The 18,627-nt window shown below is 43.3% G+C and carries 16 protein-coding genes; 7 read left to right on the forward strand and 9 right to left on the reverse strand.

The features are described from left to right. Positions 1-78 precede the first annotated feature (78 nt). A complete protein-coding gene (locus ACFSRY_RS00550) occupies positions 79-1,098 on the forward strand; it encodes an LLM class flavin-dependent oxidoreductase (RefSeq protein WP_377502235.1) in 1,020 nt (339 codons plus the stop codon). A 17-nt stretch (positions 1,099-1,115) separates the two neighbouring features. Here the strand turns inward: ACFSRY_RS00550 and ACFSRY_RS00555 are convergent, their stop codons facing one another. Continuing rightward, positions 1,116-1,775: a DUF3347 domain-containing protein gene (locus tag ACFSRY_RS00555; protein ID WP_377502238.1), complete on the reverse strand. Its 660-nt coding sequence runs from the start codon at positions 1,773-1,775 to the stop codon at positions 1,116-1,118. Positions 1,776-1,932: 157 nt separating this feature from the next. Between ACFSRY_RS00555 and hrpB the strand changes: the two genes are divergently transcribed. Further along, positions 1,933-4,485 (forward strand): ATP-dependent helicase HrpB, encoded by a 2,553-nt coding sequence (hrpB, locus tag ACFSRY_RS00560; protein WP_377502241.1) that lies wholly within the window; start codon positions 1,933-1,935, stop codon positions 4,483-4,485. Positions 4,486-4,539: 54 nt separating this feature from the next. Here the strand turns inward: hrpB and ACFSRY_RS00565 are convergent, their stop codons facing one another. From ACFSRY_RS00565 to ACFSRY_RS00580, 4 genes are all read right to left on the reverse strand, one after another. Further along, a complete protein-coding gene (locus ACFSRY_RS00565) occupies positions 4,540-5,787 on the reverse strand; it encodes a glutamate-5-semialdehyde dehydrogenase (protein ID WP_377502244.1) in 1,248 nt (415 codons plus the stop codon). A gap of 2 nt (positions 5,788-5,789) precedes the next feature. Further along, entirely contained in the window at positions 5,790-6,881 is a 1,092-nt protein-coding gene (proB, locus tag ACFSRY_RS00570; protein WP_377502247.1) for a glutamate 5-kinase, read from the reverse strand. 216 nt (positions 6,882-7,097) lie between these two features. Next, positions 7,098-7,925 (reverse strand): pyrroline-5-carboxylate reductase, encoded by an 828-nt coding sequence (proC, locus tag ACFSRY_RS00575; RefSeq protein ID WP_377502250.1) that lies wholly within the window; start codon positions 7,923-7,925, stop codon positions 7,098-7,100. A gap of 198 nt (positions 7,926-8,123) precedes the next feature. Next, positions 8,124-8,876 (reverse strand): Mut7-C RNAse domain-containing protein, encoded by a 753-nt coding sequence (locus tag ACFSRY_RS00580; protein WP_377502253.1) that lies wholly within the window; start codon positions 8,874-8,876, stop codon positions 8,124-8,126. Positions 8,877-9,029: 153 nt separating this feature from the next. Between ACFSRY_RS00580 and ACFSRY_RS00585 the strand changes: the two genes are divergently transcribed. Beyond that, entirely contained in the window at positions 9,030-9,452 is a 423-nt protein-coding gene (locus ACFSRY_RS00585; RefSeq protein WP_377502256.1) for an EamA family transporter, read from the forward strand. 49 nt (positions 9,453-9,501) lie between these two features. On the opposite strand, the gene ACFSRY_RS00590 is transcribed toward ACFSRY_RS00585, so the two are convergent. Then, on the reverse strand, positions 9,502-13,272 hold the full coding sequence (locus tag ACFSRY_RS00590) for a tetratricopeptide repeat protein (protein ID WP_377502259.1): 3,771 nt from the start codon (positions 13,270-13,272) through the stop codon (positions 9,502-9,504). Between the two features lie 341 nt (positions 13,273-13,613). On the opposite strand from ACFSRY_RS00590, the gene ACFSRY_RS00595 reads away from it, so the two are divergent. After that, entirely contained in the window at positions 13,614-13,823 is a 210-nt protein-coding gene (locus ACFSRY_RS00595) for a helix-turn-helix transcriptional regulator (RefSeq protein WP_377502263.1), read from the forward strand. 584 nt (positions 13,824-14,407) lie between these two features. Beyond that, entirely contained in the window at positions 14,408-14,599 is a 192-nt protein-coding gene (locus ACFSRY_RS00600) for a cold-shock protein (RefSeq protein ID WP_377502266.1), read from the forward strand. Positions 14,600-14,679: 80 nt separating this feature from the next. On the opposite strand, the gene ACFSRY_RS00605 is transcribed toward ACFSRY_RS00600, so the two are convergent. Then, entirely contained in the window at positions 14,680-15,105 is a 426-nt protein-coding gene (locus tag ACFSRY_RS00605) for a hypothetical protein (protein WP_377502269.1), read from the reverse strand. A 298-nt stretch (positions 15,106-15,403) separates the two neighbouring features. On the opposite strand from ACFSRY_RS00605, the gene ACFSRY_RS00610 reads away from it, so the two are divergent. Together ACFSRY_RS00610 and ACFSRY_RS00615 are read left to right on the forward strand one after the other, a co-directional pair. Then, positions 15,404-15,595, forward strand: a complete 192-nt coding sequence (locus ACFSRY_RS00610) for a cold-shock protein (RefSeq protein WP_377502273.1) — start codon at positions 15,404-15,406, stop codon at positions 15,593-15,595. A gap of 670 nt (positions 15,596-16,265) precedes the next feature. Next, the gene (locus tag ACFSRY_RS00615; protein WP_377502276.1) at positions 16,266-17,033 is read left to right on the forward strand and encodes a DoxX family membrane protein; all 768 of its coding nucleotides are present in this window, start codon (positions 16,266-16,268) and stop codon (positions 17,031-17,033) included. Here the strand turns inward: ACFSRY_RS00615 and ACFSRY_RS00620 are convergent. Further along, complete coding sequence (locus ACFSRY_RS00620) at positions 17,016-17,447, reverse strand: hypothetical protein (RefSeq protein WP_377502279.1); 432 nt, start codon at positions 17,445-17,447, stop codon at positions 17,016-17,018. The genes ACFSRY_RS00615 and ACFSRY_RS00620 overlap by 18 nt on opposite strands. Positions 17,448-17,827: 380 nt before the next feature. Then, on the reverse strand, positions 17,828-18,562 hold the full coding sequence (locus tag ACFSRY_RS00625; protein WP_377502282.1) for a hypothetical protein: 735 nt from the start codon (positions 18,560-18,562) through the stop codon (positions 17,828-17,830). Positions 18,563-18,627: the final 65 nt, after the last annotated feature.

Below are 18,627 nucleotides of genomic sequence, written 5' to 3' on the forward strand. Positions count from 1 at the left end.
CCAAGCAAGTATAAGTCCGGTAGCAGCTTATATAGGCTGCTACCGGATTATTATTTAATATCATACTTAAAAGAAAACGTGACAGACCATTCTAAAAAAACACTTAAAGACACTCCGGCTTCTATTCTGGACCTTGTACCTATCCTTTCCGGTAAAACAGCATCAGACTCTTTTAAAAACAGCCTGAACCTGGCTCAAAATGCAGAAAAGTTCGGCTTTAACAGGTATTGGCTGGCGGAGCACCACAATATGCCTGGTATTGCCAGTTCTGCCACGGCTGTACTGATCAGCCATATTGCAGGAGGTACCTCTAAAATCCGGGTTGGCTCGGGTGGTGTAATGTTACCAAACCATGCCCCTCTCGTTGTAGCAGAACAGTTCGGCACATTGGAATCGTTGTATCCCGACAGGATTGATCTGGGTCTTGGTCGTGCCCCAGGTACTGATCAGCTTACAGCTATGGCGCTACGTCGCGACTTAAGAGCGGCAGACACAGATTTCCCGGAGAACCTGGCCGAACTGATGCATTACCTGGCTCCCAAAGAACCCTCTAAAGTAAGAGCTGTGCCCGGTGAGGGCTTAGATATACCAGTCTGGCTTTTAGGCTCCAGTACCTATAGCGCACAGCTGGCAGCTATACTTGGTTTACCCTTTGCCTTTGCCAGTCATTTTGCACCACAGGCCTTACACTTTGCCCTGAAACTGTATCGTGAAAACTTCAAGCCTTCAGAGCACCTGAAGGAACCATATGCCATGGTCGGTGTCAATGTTGTAGCTGCTGATACTGATGAAGAAGCAAACAGGCTTGCCACAACGCTTTACACCTCTTTCCTTAATGTGATAAGGGGAACGCCTAATCAAATGCAGCCACCTGCCAGTGATATGGAGAGCTTATGGAATGCTTCTGAGAAGTACGCCGTGCAACAGATGCTTCGCTATGCCTTCATCGGTAGTCCGGAAACAGTGAAGAAAGGCTTAGGTGAATTTATAGAAATAACCCAGGCAGATGAGCTAATGGTAACCTCACATATTTATGACCATGAAGCAAGAGTACATTCTTACGAACTGCTTTCTCACTTTATTAAGCGGAGTAATTAGGAAAGTGCAGCAGCTTTTTATCTGAGTATTTTTTTTACCTCACCACACTCCAAAAAAGCATCCGCCCCATATGGGTTTCTTACTTCATTTGTTTTACTAAGCCAGTAGGCACCACGACGTTCATTTACCAATGGGCAGTACATAACATAAAGCTCCGAGCTACTTCCAAAAGCATTTACAGCTTTTATCATCGCAGTGGAGATGTATATAAAGTTTTCTTTGATTCTTTGCATGTCCTCCATTTCACGCTGCATACGGAGATGCTCTTCCAGAAAAAGCTTCTTTTCAGCCCAGAAAGCTTTTGCTTCCTCCTGCAGGTCGTTTACATCTGTGGCTCTTAAGCTGCCCAGCATTTCGGAAGCAAATTGGTCCGCTTTCGCCAGATCGTTCTGGGCGAGTGCTTCCTGAAGTTGTAAATAGTTGATTAGAGCCTGCTCGAAAGCTTCCTTAAAAGCCTCTGTTGTTTGATCCCGGAACTGCATTGTGTCTGTTTGGAGGATAGTCTCAATCGCCACCTGGTCGTATAAGCTTGTAGAGTCTGTAACATAACCTGCGACGTTGGCAGGATTAGGAGGGTCACTTACATTTTCCTTGTTCCTCTGCTCCTGACAGCTATTACAAAAAAGCATGCTTGTTAAAAGCACGAGAACCGAAAATGAGTATCGATTTAATTTCATAGTTACCTTTTGTTTTCTAGTTATACATACCTTCAATACAACGCATAATTCACTTTACCTGTTTAATGGCCCTTTTACCCGACTTTCTTATCCCTTTTCGCCACTTCTGTGTAGGTAAACCAATGATTTTTCGTTCAGAATACAGAACTTTGGCTGGATGACTTTAGCGACTAACACCTTTCCTGGTTTGCCGCAGTTTCCGGTAACAGAGGTTCTGCCGGAGTTGCTCTCCACCCTTGAATCAAATATGCGGGGCGTATTGGAAGCGCCTCCCGGGGCTGGAAAGACTACGTTAGTTCCTTTGGCTTTACTACAGGCAGCATGGCGAAAAGAAGGTAAAATTCTGGTGCTTGAGCCACGCCGTTTAGCTACCCGGGCTGCCGCACAGCGTATGGCTGATCTTTTGGGCGAACCCCTGGGCCAGACAGTTGGCTACTGGATCAGAATGGAACATGTGGTTTCAGCACAAACTAAAATCGAGGTAGTGACCGAGGGTATCTTAACAAGGCTGCTTCAGGAAGATCCTGCCTTGGAAGGAATTGCCGCTGTTATTTTTGATGAATTCCACGAACGAAGCCTGCAAGCCGATTTAGGCCTGGCTCTTGCTTTGGATACACAGGCTGTGCTAAGGCCTGACCTGCGCCTGCTTATCATGAGTGCTACCCTAGATGCTGCTTCCATTGGCAAGTGGTTAAAGGCTCCAGTGGTGCGTAGTGAAGGTCGGCTATATTCTGTTGAGACGCACTACCTAACCAATGCCGAAGTGGCCGCAGCAGGGAACTGGCCTTCCGAGCGATTAGTGAACCTTGTTCCTAAAACCATTCGGCAGGCACTGGATCAGCATTCAGAAGGAGACGTACTGGTCTTTTTGCCTGGCATGGGAGAAATGCGCAGAGTTGCTGAAAAGCTTGATAACACCCTCTCTCCTGCTACAGATCTACATTTACTACATGGTGATCTGGTTCTTTCGAAACAGGTAGCTGCCATTCAACCTGCGCCTGCAGGACGAAGAAAAGTGGTATTGGCTACAAGCATCGCAGAAACCAGCTTGACTATTGAGGGAGTAAGAATTGTAGTAGACGGCGGGTATGCCCGTGTGCCTGAATTTGTACCGCGCACCGGGCTTACTACGCTGGTAACTATTCCTGTTTCAAAGGCAGCAGCCGACCAACGCCGTGGGCGGGCGGGGCGTCTGGCACCCGGAACCTGTTACCGGTTATGGTCTACAGCTGATCAGCTACAGTTGCCGGAAAGGCAAACACCAGAAATTTGTGAAGCTGATTTAACAGGTCTGGCCCTGGAACTGGCGATTTGGGGTATTAAAGATGTTGCGTCCCTTTCATGGTTAGATGTTCCTCCTGCCGCGGCCATGCATCTTGCTAAGGAGCTCCTGCTTCGCCTGGAGGCAATTAACAAAACGGGTAAACCAACTGCACATGGAAAGGCCCTTGCTCCTCTAGGTCTCCCTCCTCGCCTGGGCCACCTGGTCATACGGGGCACCCAATTGGGATTAGGTGCAACAGCATGTGCCCTCGCAGCTTTGCTCTCGGAGAAGGATGTAATCAAACCTATTCAGGGAAACTGGGGGAATGCGCAGCCTGACCTCCACCTGCGCCTTGAAATTATCAGCGGAAAACGCCCTCCTGTACCGGGTTATACTATTGATGAAAATGCTCTGAGAAGGGTACGGGACCAGGCGCAGCACTTACGCCAGCGCATACGTGAGCAGCATAAAACCATAGCACCTGATCATGCCGGTATTCTCACGGCACTTGCTTATCCTGACCGGCTGGCACAACGGGAAAGCTCCGGGCGGGTTAGGCTCATTTCCGGACACCGGGCTTTGTTACCAACAGAGTTATTTGGCGAAGCAGAATACTATGGAATTGCTCACCTGGATCTAGGAAAGCAACCGCGGGTTTTATTAGCTGCACCTATTACAAAAGAAGAAGTACTGGAGCACTTTCTGGATCAGGCAGAAGAAACTCAGGAAGTAAGATGGGATAGTGCTACAGATCGTATCATAGCTAAAAGATTTTTAAGATTAGGTGCTATTATTCTGGAAGAAAAAGCACTATCCACCCCGGATCCCAATAAGATACTTGAAGTACTGCTAGAGGTACTTAGGGAAAGAGGAATAGAACGCTTACAATGGTCTGTTGAGGCAGAACGGACACGGCAACGATTAGCTTACCTACACCTACTCCATCCTGCTAACTGGCCAGATGTGTCGGATAAAAACTTAAATGAAAGTATAGAAGAATGGCTTGGCCCTCACCTGCACGGTATGCGATCCCTGGAACAGGTAAGCAAATTGAATTTAAAGGAGATTTTACTGAGCAACCTCTCATGGGCACAGCAACAGGAAATGGAGAGACTTGCACCTGAGTATTATGAAGTGCCGACAGGATCTAAAATTCCTCTTGATTATTCCAATCCTGAGGCACCGGTGCTGGCTGTGCGACTGCAGGAGGTCTTTGGTTTACTCGATACGCCACTGATAGGAGGTGGTAAAACGCCTTTACTCCTGCATCTTCTCTCTCCTGCCTCACGACCCGTACAAGTTACCCGCGACCTCAGGAGCTTCTGGACAACAGGCTACTTTGACGTACGAAAGGACCTGCGTGGCCGATATCCAAAACACCATTGGCCGGAAGATCCATTGACAGCTTCACCTGTAAGAGGTGTTAAAAGGAAGACGCAGAAATAAGAAGAGCCGTTAATTTCTTAACGGCTCTTCTTAAATTGTAACGGTATCTTGGGTTTAACCCCTCACTTGTCCACTGCCTTTCACTATCCACTTGTAACTTGTTAGTTCATCCAAAGCCATAGGTCCACGGGCGTGCAGCTTTTGCGTACTGATTCCAATTTCAGCGCCCAATCCAAACTGTGCTCCATCGGTAAAGGCTGTAGATGTATTGGCATAAACTGCAGCAGCATCAACAGCTTTCAGAAAGTGATTGACATGGTCTTCGTTTTCTGAGATGATAGCCTCACTATGCTGAGAGGTAAAAGTGTTGATATGCTCAATGGCTTCATGCAATCCTTTAACAGTTTTTACCGACATTTTCAGCGACAGGAACTCCGTACCAAAATGCTCTTCCGTTGCCGTGTGTAATTCGTCCTTTGGGTAGGAATCTTTAAGGGCTGCATATGCGGGGCCATCGGCATATATTTTTACTCCTTTTTCAGATAATCCCTGACCTATTTCAGCCAGATCAGGCAAGCGGTCTTCATGAATTACCAGGCAGTCCAGTGCATTACAAACGCTAACCCGACGGGTTTTTGCATTGATAATGATGTCTTTACCTTTGGAGAGAGCTGCAAACTCATCGTAATAGGTATGCACAATACCCGCCCCGGTTTCTATAACCGGCACTTTAGAATTCTCACGCACATAGTTGATAAGCCCCTGGCTGCCCCGTGGAATAATAATGTCTACATAATCTACCGCATGAAGCATCGCGTGCGTTGCCTCCCGATCAGGCGGAAGCAACTGCACAATATTCTTCTCTACCCCATTTTGCTCCAGCACCTCATGTATGATTTTCACAATGGCGGCATTCGAATCTTTGGCATCACTACCTCCTTTCAAAAGCAGGGCATTGCCAGACCGAAGGCACAGGCTGAACACATCAAAAGTTACGTTTGGTCGCGCCTCATATATTATACCGATCACACCAAGTGGTACAGAAACTTTCTTCATTTCCAGTCCATTCTCCAAGGTGCGCTCAGAGAGAATTTTACCTAAAGGGGAAGGCAAGCTGGCAACATTATGAATGTCAGCGGCAATACCTTCTATTCTCTCTTTATTCAGCTTTAGGCGATCATACTTTGGATCATCCGCACTCATCCGCTCAAGATCATTCTTGTTTGCCGCCAAAATTTCATCAGTTGCCTGTATGGCTCTGGCAGCAAGACTCTCCAGCACCTGCTTTACTTTATCTTCTGATAACAAATTGAGCTTCCTGCTCGCCAGTTTGGCGTTTTTAAAAACCTGTTGCAAAGCCATAACTATAGGGTGTGATATTTAAATAAATAAAGATAATTGTAATGAATGATAGGCTTTTGGTTGCTTAGGCCCATCTGTTGCAAAGCTTTTTTAGAGCCATACTCTGCTTTTCCGATTCCCAGCCTTTCTCCGCTTTCATTCTTGATCCGGATAATGTCCCCTTTAGAAAAGTTACCGATGATCCCAACAACTCCGACAGGAAGAAGGCTCGCGGCATCTTCTGCATGTAAGGCTTCCTTTGCTCCCTCATTGATAATCACCTCCCCTTTGGTATAGTTGTCACTGTGCGCTACCCATTTCTTCGGGTTTGCTTTGGAAGAGTGAGGCTCAAAATAGGTGGCCTTTAATTGGTGGTTGTAAAAGTCAGCCAGCACATCATCCCTGTTGCCGTTGGCTATGTAAACATGTATCCCAAGATAAGCTGCTTTCTTCGCCATCTTCATCTTACTGCCCATACCACCACGACCAAATGTAGACTTAGAAGAGGCAATGTAGCGCTCCATGCCGGAAGACCTTCTACCTACACGTTCAATCAATTTTGCATCCGGATCATTCGGGTTTCCACTGTAAATTCCATCCACGTTTGTGAGCAGGATCAATGTATCTGCATCTATCATGGCAGCAGTCATACTTGCCAGTTCATCGTTGTCGGTGAACATCAGTTCTGTTACAGCAACGGCGTCATTCTCATTAATGATGGGAATTATATTGTGGTTCAGCAGCCCCAACAGGCATTCTTTTATGTTTAGGTAGTGACGGCGCGAAAGGAAATCCTGCGGAGTTACCACGATTTGAGCTATCTGGTGCCCTTCCTGCTGGAATAGCTCCTTATAGGATTGCACAATATCTATTTGTCCAACGGAGGCCAGTATTTGCTTCCGTACAACAGACTCTGTTTTTTCTTCTATCTTGATGTTGTTTCTTGCAAAGGCCACTGCCCCTGATGATACAAGCACTACCTGAATGCCTTTTTCTTTCAGAAAAACAATTTGCTTGACAAGAGAAGCCATGCGTTGTCTGTCTGGTGAGCCATCCTCTTGTGTTAACACATTGGAGCCAACTTTAACAACAACCAGCTGTGGCTGATAATCCATACTTTGTTTGATTTGTAAAACAATAGTTTAGCAGCAACGCCAGATCTTCTGCGCGCGCTGTATTGAGATGCAGTAAATTAGGGGGTATTAGTTCAGGAGAAAGCAAGGCTTTAACTTGGCAAAGTCTTACCTTATAAAAACAGCATGTTGTTCTGCAGCAGCATAAACCGAAGAAAATGCTACGGTACTGCCACAGAACAACATACTTAATAAGAACTACAGGGCAGCTTCTTTTTCGCGCTGCTCTTTCAGGTCTAGTATTCTTCTATGAGATCCCACAAGTCCCTTGATAACGGCAGAGCTCAGGCCCTGGTGTTCCATCTCGTTGAGACCCGTAATCGTACAACCCTCCGGAGTAGTTACTTTGTCAATCTCCTGCTCAGGGTGCGATTTATTTATAGTAAGCAAGGTAGAGGCACCTTTACTAACCTGTACAGCAATTTTCTGTGCGTCCTCAGCATCCAGGCCCAACTGAATACCACCCTGTGTTACGGCACGAATAAAACGCATGTTAAAAGCTATACCACTGGAGCAAAGCACAGTAGCTCCAGCCATCAACTCCTCCTCTATTACAAGAGTCTCACCCACACAGTTAAAAATCTCTTTTACTTCATCTTCTACCTGGGCAGCTTTATCATTGAATGACAGGCAGGTCATAGACTGTTGCACGGCAATGGCGGTATTTGGCATACTGCGAACAATAGCAAAATCACCTACTATGTCTTTGATATAGTCGATTGTTATACCTGCAATCACGCTTAGCAACACGTGCTTCTCAGGGTTCAGGTAAGGAACAATTTCCTGCAATACATTGTCCAGGTGCGCTGGTTGTACGCAAAGTAAGATATAGCGGCAGTTTTTTACAGCAAATGTATTGTCGCTGGTAACCTGCACACCTTTATCTTTAAGGCTCTGTAATGACTTCGTGTTTCTCCTGGTTACATAGATATTTTCCGGCTGATACTGACCATTGCTAAGGAGTCCTTCAGCAATTGATTTTCCGAGATTACCTGTACCCAGGATAGCTACGTTATCTGTATGCATACTACTGTTTTATAGTGATTTTTTAAGAGCTCCGCAAAGGGAGCCACGGTTAAAAAGAAGTTGTTTCGAATGCAAAAGTACAAAATATTGCCTTAGATAAAAAACCTGCATTGCCATCAGGTTAAGCCTAAACCGCTTCCTAATACCTTAACAGCTGTTTTCTATAACGGAATTGTACAATTTAAAAGACAAGCAGATTTATGACGTGAAATTCTGCTTTACATGCGCGATATACTGCAGCATCCGCTCATAGTGGGAACCTTTCCAGTAAACTTTTTCACAGGAGGGGCACTGGTAGAACTCCTCAAAGTACAGCCTTGTCTTTGGTGGTACTTTATTTAAAATTTCCTGCTTTTCCACCTGCTTTATAAACGTATTACACACTAAACATCTCGTTAACGGATCAAGCTCATCGAGCAGGTTATAGCGCTGCATTACTTCATTTAGCTGCTCCTCTGTTTGCTGTGATCGTAACCAATATCCACGTTCAATGGTCTTCTGCTTCAGCAATCCTACATCCCGCGTTAGCACGATACGCTGCTCTTCCTGGGCTATCTCAGCTATTCTTTTATCAGACAGATCCCTTCTATAGTAGCAATCAAAGCCAAGCATCCTTAGCGACTTGGCAAGTGTACCCAAGTGAACGTCTAAGACAAACCTATTTGATTTTCTGCAAGTTGTGACTAGTGCATAATCTGCTGGCCAGTTCATGGTTGAGGAGTACGGGTAAACCTCTACTCTATCTCCTGCCAGCAAGGGCTGCGAAAATCCTACTGGCTTCTCATTAACCAGAATCGCCTGCACCTCCGGATGCGGGATACCAATTGCCTCGATGGCATCCTTCACTGCGGGCGCGCTATTAAATGTGTATTCCAGTTCCTTCCCTCTCTCCCTGGATCTTAAGAAGTCATTAAGGGCACCGTAAAAGCGGAAAGAGGCTGTATTTTGCATGGTTTCTATACTTAACTTAATCTACGTAAAAACTTCAGACAATGCCCTCTTAGTAAAAGCCTCTGGTCCACTCTAAAATAAATTTTACAGTTTAACCACAATCCTGAAAACTTGCTGTAGTATTGCACCCTTAAATCAGAACAGGAAGATTCGATGGAACAGTGGCTAAGTTATGCAATCATGGCTATGCTTACAGGAGGTGTAGCAATGGTGTTTGCCAAGATGGGAATGGGAAGTGCCAACGAGCATGTGGCGCTTGTTATTAGAACAAGCGTATTACTAGCCATGGTGGTTGCTAATGCCTGGTATGCTGGTGCACTTAGCGGCGTTCGTTCTGTAGACAATAAGACAATGTTGTGGCTTGTATTGGCAGGCTTGTGTACAGCAGTATATTGGATATTATATTTTAAGGCTCTGAAAACCGCCAACGTTTCAATGGTTGCAACCATAGATCGGGCAGGTATAGTTGTAACAGTTCTACTATCATATTTTATACTTAAGGAGCCGCTTACCCCCAGGCTTTTATTAGGTATGGGTACAATCCTGGCCGGAACCCTCATTCTGATATGGAAATAAAAAGAGGGAAAGTTTCCTTCCCCTCTTTAAATCAAATGCTAACAGAAAACTATTTTAAGGCAATCTGCTTTGAATCGGCTTCAATTACTTTCTTGTAGAAGTCCCCGAACGCTTTTACACCCTTAGCAGGTATTACATCCTGCTTATACTTCAGCTCACGCACAAACTGTAGCGTCTGCCCGTTAAGTTTGCATGATAGGGTATAGTCTGCATATTCACAGCTATAAGTAACCGTTTTTGGCACCTCTACCAGCTTTTTGTTAGCAGGCAGTACAATAGTGATCACCTCTCTGTCCTTGTCAGTGTACACGTTCTGGCTCAGGTCTATCGGGAAAGAGCGCTCATCAGTATTCAGTACATAGTCACTTGCTGATGCTTTGCTGCTCCATGGCAGAGCGAACAGTGACATGCCTCCTACTTCAGTAATTACATTGTCTATGGTGTACTCGATGCTGCTGGTTACAGTGTCTTCCGTACCGTCAAGCCCAGTAAACACTAACTTGCTCATTGCCACATTTGGATAAATTGTTTTGATGCCATCCAATATCTCCTTCTCACGTTCCTTGCTGCTAAGGTGTCGGTACCTGGATTTAAGGTAAGCAGCAATAGATGCCGTATTCGTGTTCTCTTCACTTATCACCAGGCTCTTCCCCTCTACCTTGATCTTCGTGTCGCGGGATATGTTATTTGCCTTTCGCACCTGTGGGTTTAAATATCCCAGTTGAAGCGATGGATTGCTTGTCTCACTGATCTCAAGGATGCGTGAATTCAACATATCGCTGTAGAGGCTTCCGAACGGCAGGAAGTTAGATGTCAGCTCAAGGTAATGCGTTTTACCTGCAAGGTCTACTCTGGCAATACAATGATTAAACTCTATGGAAGGTAGCTCCATATCATTCAAACCATTATCACGGGTATTCACAAGTACCAGGTTTGCCTTGATTCCTACTTCATTACACATGGCAACAAACAGGGTAGAAACATCTTTACAGTCGCCCATTCGGGTATTCAAAACAACAGAAGCTTTTTGTGGTACAAGGCCACTCTGACGGAATGATACAGAACTGTAAGTAATGTTGGTGATAATGTAGTCGTAAATAGCTTTCACTTTTTCCTCAGGACTTAAACCGGCCTTGTCTTTAAAAAGCTCTGCAACCACCTCTTTTACTTCATAATCTCCTTTGGCCTTTGCCGAAGCCAGATCAGAATACCAGTTAGCCACGTAGTTCCAGTCCGGTAATGAAGACAGGTAGAGTGTTTGTCCTATGTCCGCCAGCACGGGCATTTTGTCCTCATACTTAAGTGCTGATACTTTTTCTTTCTCCCATACATACAGATCGAAATCCGCATCAGGTTTTGTTACTTTTGGCTCAATTGGTTGCTGGTTTACTTTATACTGAAACTTTACCTTTGGCGAGACCAGAAGGCTGTATCGCGTTGTAAGGTAAGGCATACCATGGGTAAAGTAATATTTATCCCAGAAATGAGAGGCTAGCCTGCCCTGATGAAAGTTCTGCAGGCGGTATGTCACATGAAGGCCATCCCCTACTTCCAGGTTAGTGAAAACCACCTGGTTCTGGTTGGTCTCAGCAGGCACTTTTGTTCCGTTAGCTTTGATAACCTCCGCCTTTTCAATTACCAGCCGCTGATCATTGCTGTAGGGGATGTTATACTCCTTCCAGTCATCAATGCCCCTGGCATTCAGGATCTTCATCAGGTATATCCGCTTCTCTTCAGAGGCTCCCCCTTCGTATACTACACGCTGCACTTCATCGTGCAGGATCAGAGCTTTATCCTCTGGATATGCATCGGAACCAGGTGCTGCTTTATAAAGCGCGTATACATCCTGTGCCGGAAAGTAATCGAAAACATCCTTTTTATCTTCTAGTTTGCGTAGTTCTTTGATGCTGCCAAAGTCCGTGGAGTTAAAGGAGATGGCTTTTTTATAGGAAGAAACAGCCTCCTCTTTCTTGCCCATGGCCTGCTGTGTTTTAGCAAGCTGGGCATAGTAGTCGCCATCATAAGGCGAAAGACGCAGCGCTTTATGATAGGCCTCCTCGGCCTTTTTATAATCCTGGAGGCTTGCATAAATGTTACCTACCTTGTACTGGTATCCAACAGATACGGGCTCATTTTGAATAGCTGACAGGTAGATTTTTAAACCATCACTTACTTTTCCCTTTTCAAAGTAATCCTCGGCCAGTAATTCAGCACTGGTAAAGTGATTGTTGTTCTTCAGGAAGCTCTTGAGAACGTTTACAGAAGAGGACGTATTCTTCTTTACTGATTTCTCTACCAGGTACTTCAGTTTTACGAAATCAGCGTTTTCAGGGTAGGCCGCATAAGCCTGCTCTGCAATGGAAATTATCTCTTTCTCCTTCTTGTCCAGGTAAGCCAGCTGCAGACGCTTGAGGTAAATATCTTCTTTGTCGGCATTCATGCTCTCAATCTGCTTTAGAATGGCCGTTGCCGTTTGAGAATTCTCTTTCTTTACTTCCTCATTAAAAAGCAGGTTTAGCGAGAGAGGATTCTCCGGATCATTGTCCTTTAGCCACTCCAGGGCTGTAGCCAATTGTGTTCTGTTATTTTCGCGCTGGTAAAGGTCGATTAGTTGGGTCATGATGTAGCTTGACTCCGGTGCCAGCTTCTGGGCTGCCAGGAAAGCCTTCCGGGCTTCATACTTCTTCTCATTACGAAGGTAAATTTGCCCCAGGAGCAAGTGGTTCAGTACCTTTGTCGGCTCCTTTTTAACAAGCTGCTCAAAATACTCTTCAGCGAACATTGGAAGTGCTACAGCTTGGTAGCTCATTTCCTTGCTGTAAGATTGTGCTGACTTGGAGAAGGAAAGACCACTTAAAGGTTTACCGGTACCGTCAGTAAGGCGAGCCATAAAGTTGGAACGTCCTGCATAGCTTTCGGCAATTTGTATCAGTACGCGGTTATACCCTTTCTTTAACTTTACTTTTGCCAGGTAAGTGTCGAGATCGTTATTTCGCTCTTCCTGCTCTGACATTACAAGAGCATCATTTATCCATGCTTTTAAGGACCCGGATACACCTACACGCAGTTGTACCTCTTGTTCAGATGGGCTGTTGACAAAAGTCTGGGCGTAAATTACAGAATTATGGGTAAAAAAATGATAGTTGAAATCAATCCAGCGATTTGTACGGTAAGCTGGAAGATCAAACCAATATACAGCAGCACCACTTTTATTCCGGAAAGCAGTTTTGCTGTCAGCCTGATGAATTGGTGAATAGTCTTTGTTGAAACCACTGGCGGAGATGTTTTCAAACTCCCCTACTATCTGCCAGTCAACAAGCGCACCTATCTGGCTAAATTCTTTCTCGGCTTCCTTTAACTGGTTGGATAAATCATAATGATCACCAAGTGAACTGTGAGCCAAAGCACGAAGGGTACCATCTGTTTTCTGCTCAGCAATAAGCCCTTTTAAAAATTTAAGTTGTGCGGAGCTTTTTTTGCCGGAACCACCCATTATGGAGGGAGTGCTCCAAAGTGCTACCGTATAGGGTTGATGATTTGGGTGTGCTTCAGCAAACTGAACATAGGCAGCGAAGGCTTCTTCATGGGTCTTATCTACAGTAGCCAGAAGGGAAAGGCCAAATTGGGCTTCAGCTTTTGATGATGATTCTTTGCTTGCTTTCTGAAAAAGGGTTCGTGCTTCCTGCCGATTGTTCGTATAGAAGCTTTTCCAGGCTGCATCCAGATCAGGGTTTGCCTGACCAAGCAGCTTTGCTGGAATACAAAGCGCTACGAGCAGCAGCAGGCGTACGCACCTGATGGCTTGTAAATTTTTAAGCATACATGTTTATTAAGGTTGAAAATAATAAGCGCAATTAGCTATGTCCTAAATATAGCAGGTTTAAATATAATAATTCAATTATATATATTCTATTTAAATGGCAAATTAACACATGCTGCACATCGCCAAACAGGTAACACATATGTGTAACAGTTTGGCAACCAAAACTCCAGCTTATGTTAGAATAAATGAAAAATGAAGCTAAAGAAGTATGATGCGGTAGAATTTTACACAAAAAATCATCATAAGTGGGTATTGTCCTCCCTTATTCTTCTCTTTAAATTCGTATTAAATATAGTATAAGTAAAATTTGTTTCACCCTAAAGTATGTCTTATACCTAATGGACAGGAATCTAAAACCGTTCACCAGTAAAGAATGCAAGATTATAGCTTTCCTAGCAGAGGGTTATACCTATAAGCAGATTGGAGATAAGCTAAAGTGGAGTGAGCATACCGTCGAGGATACTTTGTTGCAGATGCGGCAAAAGCTGGAAGTGAAGCATCCTTTTGAATTGATAAGTTGGGCTTATATGACAGGTATTCTTGTATAGTTTCCTTTGAAACCATTTCAAAGAAATGATAATCTATATTCACCCTTTTAAAATGAGAAAAAAATTACTAGAAGTTCTGGCTCCAGCCATTCAGTCTTCCATGTTACTCTCTAGCCTGATCAGGATGATCAGCAAACAAGAGTAAAGGAAAACATTTCTTACTTACTTCTTTTCTTTCATCATATATATTGATGGCAGGGATTGTTATCTCTGGTTCATAGCCTGGAGCTATCAACTCCAGTGCCGATTAGAAATCGGCACTGTACCCCACACTTTGTGCTACACACGTAGTCTGTACGCTCTTCTCTTACAGGTTCTGCCATTACCATCATACTGTGTGCTGGTCTGGAATTATGGTAACTTAGTACAGGGGTTACTTGAAAATATGAACTTCCGGCTGTTTCTAATACTGCACAATAAGTTTTGTAGCAGATTATAATACTCATTACTGCCCCTCCCTTTCCAGTTCCTAATGCTTCAGGGGGCTCAAAATGAAGTTTTTAATATATATTTTTAAGATTAGTAAGTTTTAAGGAACATTTTAATAAAATTGAACGTCAACAGAATATTAACAAATAATTATTATGAATAACGGAACAGTAAAATTCTTTAATAGCGAAAAAGGATTCGGCTTTATTAAAGATGAAAATTCAAACCAGGAGTATTTCGTACATGTTACAGGACTGGTTGATGAGATCAGAGAAAACGACAAAGTAACGTTTGAACTGCAGGAAGGAAGAAAGGGATTAAACGCGGTTAATGTTAAGCGCGCTTAAGTTAGCAATACAATCCATCAACAGAAAAAAGTAATGCCAGGCTAAAGCCTGGCATTACTTTTTTAAACCTATATAATGTATCAGGCAGAAAGAGCACCTTGTGTTTCATCTAAAGTTAAGAGCCAGTGACGAGCATGTTCTACCCTGCTGAAGCACTCCAACTGTATTCGGTGGCCGTACAATCTGTAAGTTTTCTCTATCATACTGTTAGCCAGCATATGCAAAAAATGATCTCCGGGTAGTACAACTGCAATTTTTCTTAAGCTTGAATTAAGGAAATGGGGGAAAAGATGCTCTATAGTCCATTTCTGGTCTAAAGCCACAGGTGGAATAAAAACAGAGGCACAAATCAGCCAGTTTTCCAGGTTTTCTTTTAGGATTAACTTTTGAATTTCTAAAAGTCCCCTCCGAAACTCACTCCCGCTTACAGACCTGGTCCATTCTGTATGAATTATTTTATGTGGTGAATCAACTCTAACATTGATATACCTTTCATAGTTTTTCATTAAAGCCTCCTAATTCCCTCTGATCTAACTTTTATATAAGCATATTTACGTATATTACAATTAATTAGCATTATTGTTCAAGTTATTTGATGAACGTGCTGTAAATGGCATCAAACAGCATTTGATTGCCTGTGATTAAAAAGAAGAGGAAGTTTCTTAGTACTAATTTAGACTCTTATACTAATTAACTGTACTTTTAAACTAAATTAGGTTTAATTGAAAAAAAATAAGAACGAAAAGAAAATAAATCGGTATCTTTGCATTGACAAACGTCAAAGAACATATCAACATTATTTAAATGAACAAAGGAACAGTAAAATTCTTTAATGATTCGAAAGGATTCGGATTTATCAAAGAAGCAGATTCAGGTCAGGAGTATTTCGTTCACGTAACTGGACTTGTACACGAGATCAGAGAAAATGATGAAGTTACTTTTGACCTTCAGGAAGGCAAAAGAGGATTAAACGCGGTTAATGTTAAACGCGCTTAGTTTTTAACATAACGTCACTTGAAAATCCCCGCACTGGCTGCGGGGATTTTTGTTTTAATGGATTCGATAAAAACGAAAGCTTTCTCAACTAACTGGCAACTGTGTTATAAACTTGGACTGTTTATCTTAAAACTTCGGCAGATTAAATCATTCAGTTAGCTAAACTTTCAGCTGTACAGCACTAATTAAGAGGGGGTTCAGTTATCTCTACCTTAAGGAGCTATGAAATTTAATTGCATTTATTTTTCAGCTATCGCAACCCTGCTTCATCTACAACCGTAAACAAGCATGGCTAAAAGTTGAAAAGTAGTCTTACTGTTGTATTCACTATCTTTTCATATCATAAGAGGGCTCCCTTTGGGAGCCCTCTTCATTTAGTAGTTCTAGAACTTACCAGTTCTACTTCTTTGATCTCTCCAAGGTCTATATAGGTCAGGCAATTTTAGCTAAATCCCTTCCCAGTAATGTAGTTATTTTTTGCCGGCCTCTCATTATGCCTTTATTCAGAAATTTCAACATTATAACTCTCCTTTCCCCCACGACCCCTCCTACACCTCATGTTTGCAGTAAAATAAGGGCTGTTGATCTAAAAAATTTTCATAAAGCTTATAATATATTTCTTTTGCCAAAGCATTGTGCGTTAAAACACTATACCACAACAACATAAGCTATGATTGAGAATAAATATTTCCTTATACTAATAGTACGTCTCTTTTTGGGGTACATATTTTTTTCAGCCGGAGTTTGTAAGCTAACGCACGGTAACTTTGGGCAGTTAATAGGCCCCCCCTGGTTGGAAGAGCTTTTAGCTAAACATGGTTTAGGGCTTTTTGCACAGGTGGTGGCAGTTAGTCAGGTTGTGTGCGGTGCTCTGTTACTCTCCCAAAGATTCAGTTTATTGGGAGCTATAATGCTCATTCCGATGAACGTTGCCATACTTGCAGTAACTGTATCTCAAAAATGGGTTGGTACTCCCTACGTTAATACTGTTTTCTTGCTGCTGAACCTACTTTTACTGGGCATTGAACGGGACAAGTTCAGATTCCTGGTGCAGCCACAGCAAGCTTTTCATGTCAGTCCATCAGAATTGAGTAAAATTGGCCAAAACACCTTCTCCTGGTTAGGGTTAGGGTTCAGTTTATTAACAATGATAGCGGCATTTTTTAGCCTTATACTAACCAACATCTTCGCATTGCTGGCTTTTACTTCTTTTGCCCTTACTATACTTCGTAGCGTGTTACACCGAAAGCTAGACCCAGTTTTAATTGCTCTGCCTTTCGTGGCCATGGTCATACTTACCTTTGCTAAATTTGTTCCTTATGCCCAACCTGTTCTTGCTGCTGTACTACTAACAGAAGCTTTGTTACTCCCCATCAGGCTTTACCAGAACAAGAAAGCAGATGAAGATGCTGCCCCTGCTTCAATCGCTGCTGGATGAGAAGAGCCACTCAAGTGCGGCATCCTTTGAAACAAAATCTCTTGACTCGCAGGGTAAAGGCACTTCCGAGGCCTTATCATAAATGTTTTGTATAGCTAACTGTTGGAAAAGATCTTGTGCCATAAGATTAGCAACTTTTCTAAGCCTGCTATGCTGTAATAAATCTGCTGAGTGATTTGCAATCCAAACCTGATCCTCTACAGTGGGTGAGCACATTTTTGTATAGTCAGCAAGTATCAGTTCAACATTGTTGGCTAGAATAAACTCACAGGAGAAAATTATTGCCTCCCTAAGTTGTTTACTTGGTATTGCCCCTTTCCATTCGTTCCAAATAAAGTTTTCCCCGACGCTAAAGCGCATCGTGAAATAGTCCTTGTCCAAAACCTTCTTCAACCCACGTACTTTGTCTTCCATCCTGCTTAGTCAAAAAATCAAAGACTTGATTCCAATAAGACTTGATTACAATAAGATTTACGCAAAATCATTTCTGTCTGACTAACAACAACTTGCAAAGTTAAAGCATTACCTTACTTTCCGAACAAACTGAACCTGCTTAAAGTAGCTTGTCCCTTTTAATCAGCTTTTTTGTACCAGTCATAACCAGGCCATATACAAGAACAAATAGGTCAATGTTTGAACTTAGACCTATGACAGGGTGTTAATTTATTGGCTAATAGTTGAAAAGTTTCCTAAGAGATAATCAGTTACTTTTCAATAAAACAGATGGGCTCCTTTGGCGAGGAGCCCATTCTGCTTCTTTCAATTCCTGGTCTACTTATCAGCTTAGTACTACTTCAGTGCCCACCAAGTTCACTGATGCTTCGGTTTGAATTATGTGAGGTGTCTCCCCTGGTGCTGCCCCTACCTCCTCCGTATGTGCCTCCTCCCATAGAGCCATACCCTCCGTAGTTACCAGAGGAACTGCCGTACGTGTTGTTACCGAAATTGCCTCCGCGGTGCCCGCTCATGTAACCGGTGCCTTCACCGTAATTCTTGCCACCATATGAACTTCCCATACCAGTGCCAGGGCCTTGTGCAAAGTTACCGTTACCGTAGTCAGGCACACCTCGGTGAGAATGCGGGAAAGACTCTCCCATACTACCACCAAACCCAGTGGTCCTTATTCTGTCTCTGTTGTGGGAATAGTATGGTTGTTCACCCTGCCAATAATTACCTTGTTCATCATTGCTCAGGGTGTTGTACCTGTCGGAGGTACCTTCGAAATCTGATATGCCGTATCCCCGTCTTATATCACTGTAAGCCGGCGTCTGCCTTCTGTCAGGTTCATCCTCAGATCTATATCGGCTTTCCGACCTATTATATCTGCCGTAGTAATTACTTTCTTCACTCTGAGGATAACTCCGGTAATTAGGCACAAACTGGTTATCTACGTTTTCATAATATGTTCTATTGTAATAACCATCCCGCGTGTTACGACTCCTTCTGAAGTTACTATCAGACCTTTGCCTGTTCTGGAGATCAAATCTACCTCCACTATAGTAATTGCTATCTCTGTTATATCTTTCCATAGCTTCCAATATTTAGAAATGTTTAACCCTAGTATTTTTAACGTGGTTAAAATGACACAGTTCAA

Origin of the sequence: Pontibacter locisalis, from assembly GCF_042684605.1 — a bacterium.
Lineage (GTDB): Bacteria > Bacteroidota > Bacteroidia > Cytophagales > Hymenobacteraceae > Pontibacter > Pontibacter locisalis.

Excerpts from the sequence above, each read along its gene's own strand:
- ACFSRY_RS00555 (WP_377502238.1), bottom strand. The coding sequence starts at position 1,775 with ATGAAATTAAATCGATACTCATTTTCGGTTCTCGTGCTTTTAACAAGC.
- hrpB (WP_377502241.1), top strand. The coding sequence starts at position 1,933 with ATGACTTTAGCGACTAACACCTTTCCTGGTTTGCCGCAGTTTCCGGTA.
- ACFSRY_RS00565 (WP_377502244.1), bottom strand. The coding sequence starts at position 5,787 with ATGGCTTTGCAACAGGTTTTTAAAAACGCCAAACTGGCGAGCAGGAAG.
- proB (WP_377502247.1), bottom strand. The coding sequence starts at position 6,881 with ATGGATTATCAGCCACAGCTGGTTGTTGTTAAAGTTGGCTCCAATGTG.
- proC (WP_377502250.1), bottom strand. The coding sequence starts at position 7,925 with ATGCATACAGATAACGTAGCTATCCTGGGTACAGGTAATCTCGGAAAA.
- ACFSRY_RS00580 (WP_377502253.1), bottom strand. The coding sequence starts at position 8,876 with ATGCAAAATACAGCCTCTTTCCGCTTTTACGGTGCCCTTAATGACTTC.
- ACFSRY_RS00585 (WP_377502256.1), top strand. The coding sequence starts at position 9,030 with ATGGAACAGTGGCTAAGTTATGCAATCATGGCTATGCTTACAGGAGGT.
- ACFSRY_RS00590 (WP_377502259.1), bottom strand. The coding sequence starts at position 13,272 with ATGCTTAAAAATTTACAAGCCATCAGGTGCGTACGCCTGCTGCTGCTC.
- ACFSRY_RS00595 (WP_377502263.1), top strand. The coding sequence starts at position 13,614 with ATGGACAGGAATCTAAAACCGTTCACCAGTAAAGAATGCAAGATTATA.
- ACFSRY_RS00600 (WP_377502266.1), top strand. The coding sequence starts at position 14,408 with ATGAATAACGGAACAGTAAAATTCTTTAATAGCGAAAAAGGATTCGGC.
- ACFSRY_RS00605 (WP_377502269.1), bottom strand. The coding sequence starts at position 15,105 with ATGAAAAACTATGAAAGGTATATCAATGTTAGAGTTGATTCACCACAT.
- ACFSRY_RS00610 (WP_377502273.1), top strand. The coding sequence starts at position 15,404 with ATGAACAAAGGAACAGTAAAATTCTTTAATGATTCGAAAGGATTCGGA.
- ACFSRY_RS00615 (WP_377502276.1), top strand. The coding sequence starts at position 16,266 with ATGATTGAGAATAAATATTTCCTTATACTAATAGTACGTCTCTTTTTG.
- ACFSRY_RS00620 (WP_377502279.1), bottom strand. The coding sequence starts at position 17,447 with ATGGAAGACAAAGTACGTGGGTTGAAGAAGGTTTTGGACAAGGACTAT.
- ACFSRY_RS00625 (WP_377502282.1), bottom strand. The coding sequence starts at position 18,562 with ATGGAAAGATATAACAGAGATAGCAATTACTATAGTGGAGGTAGATTT.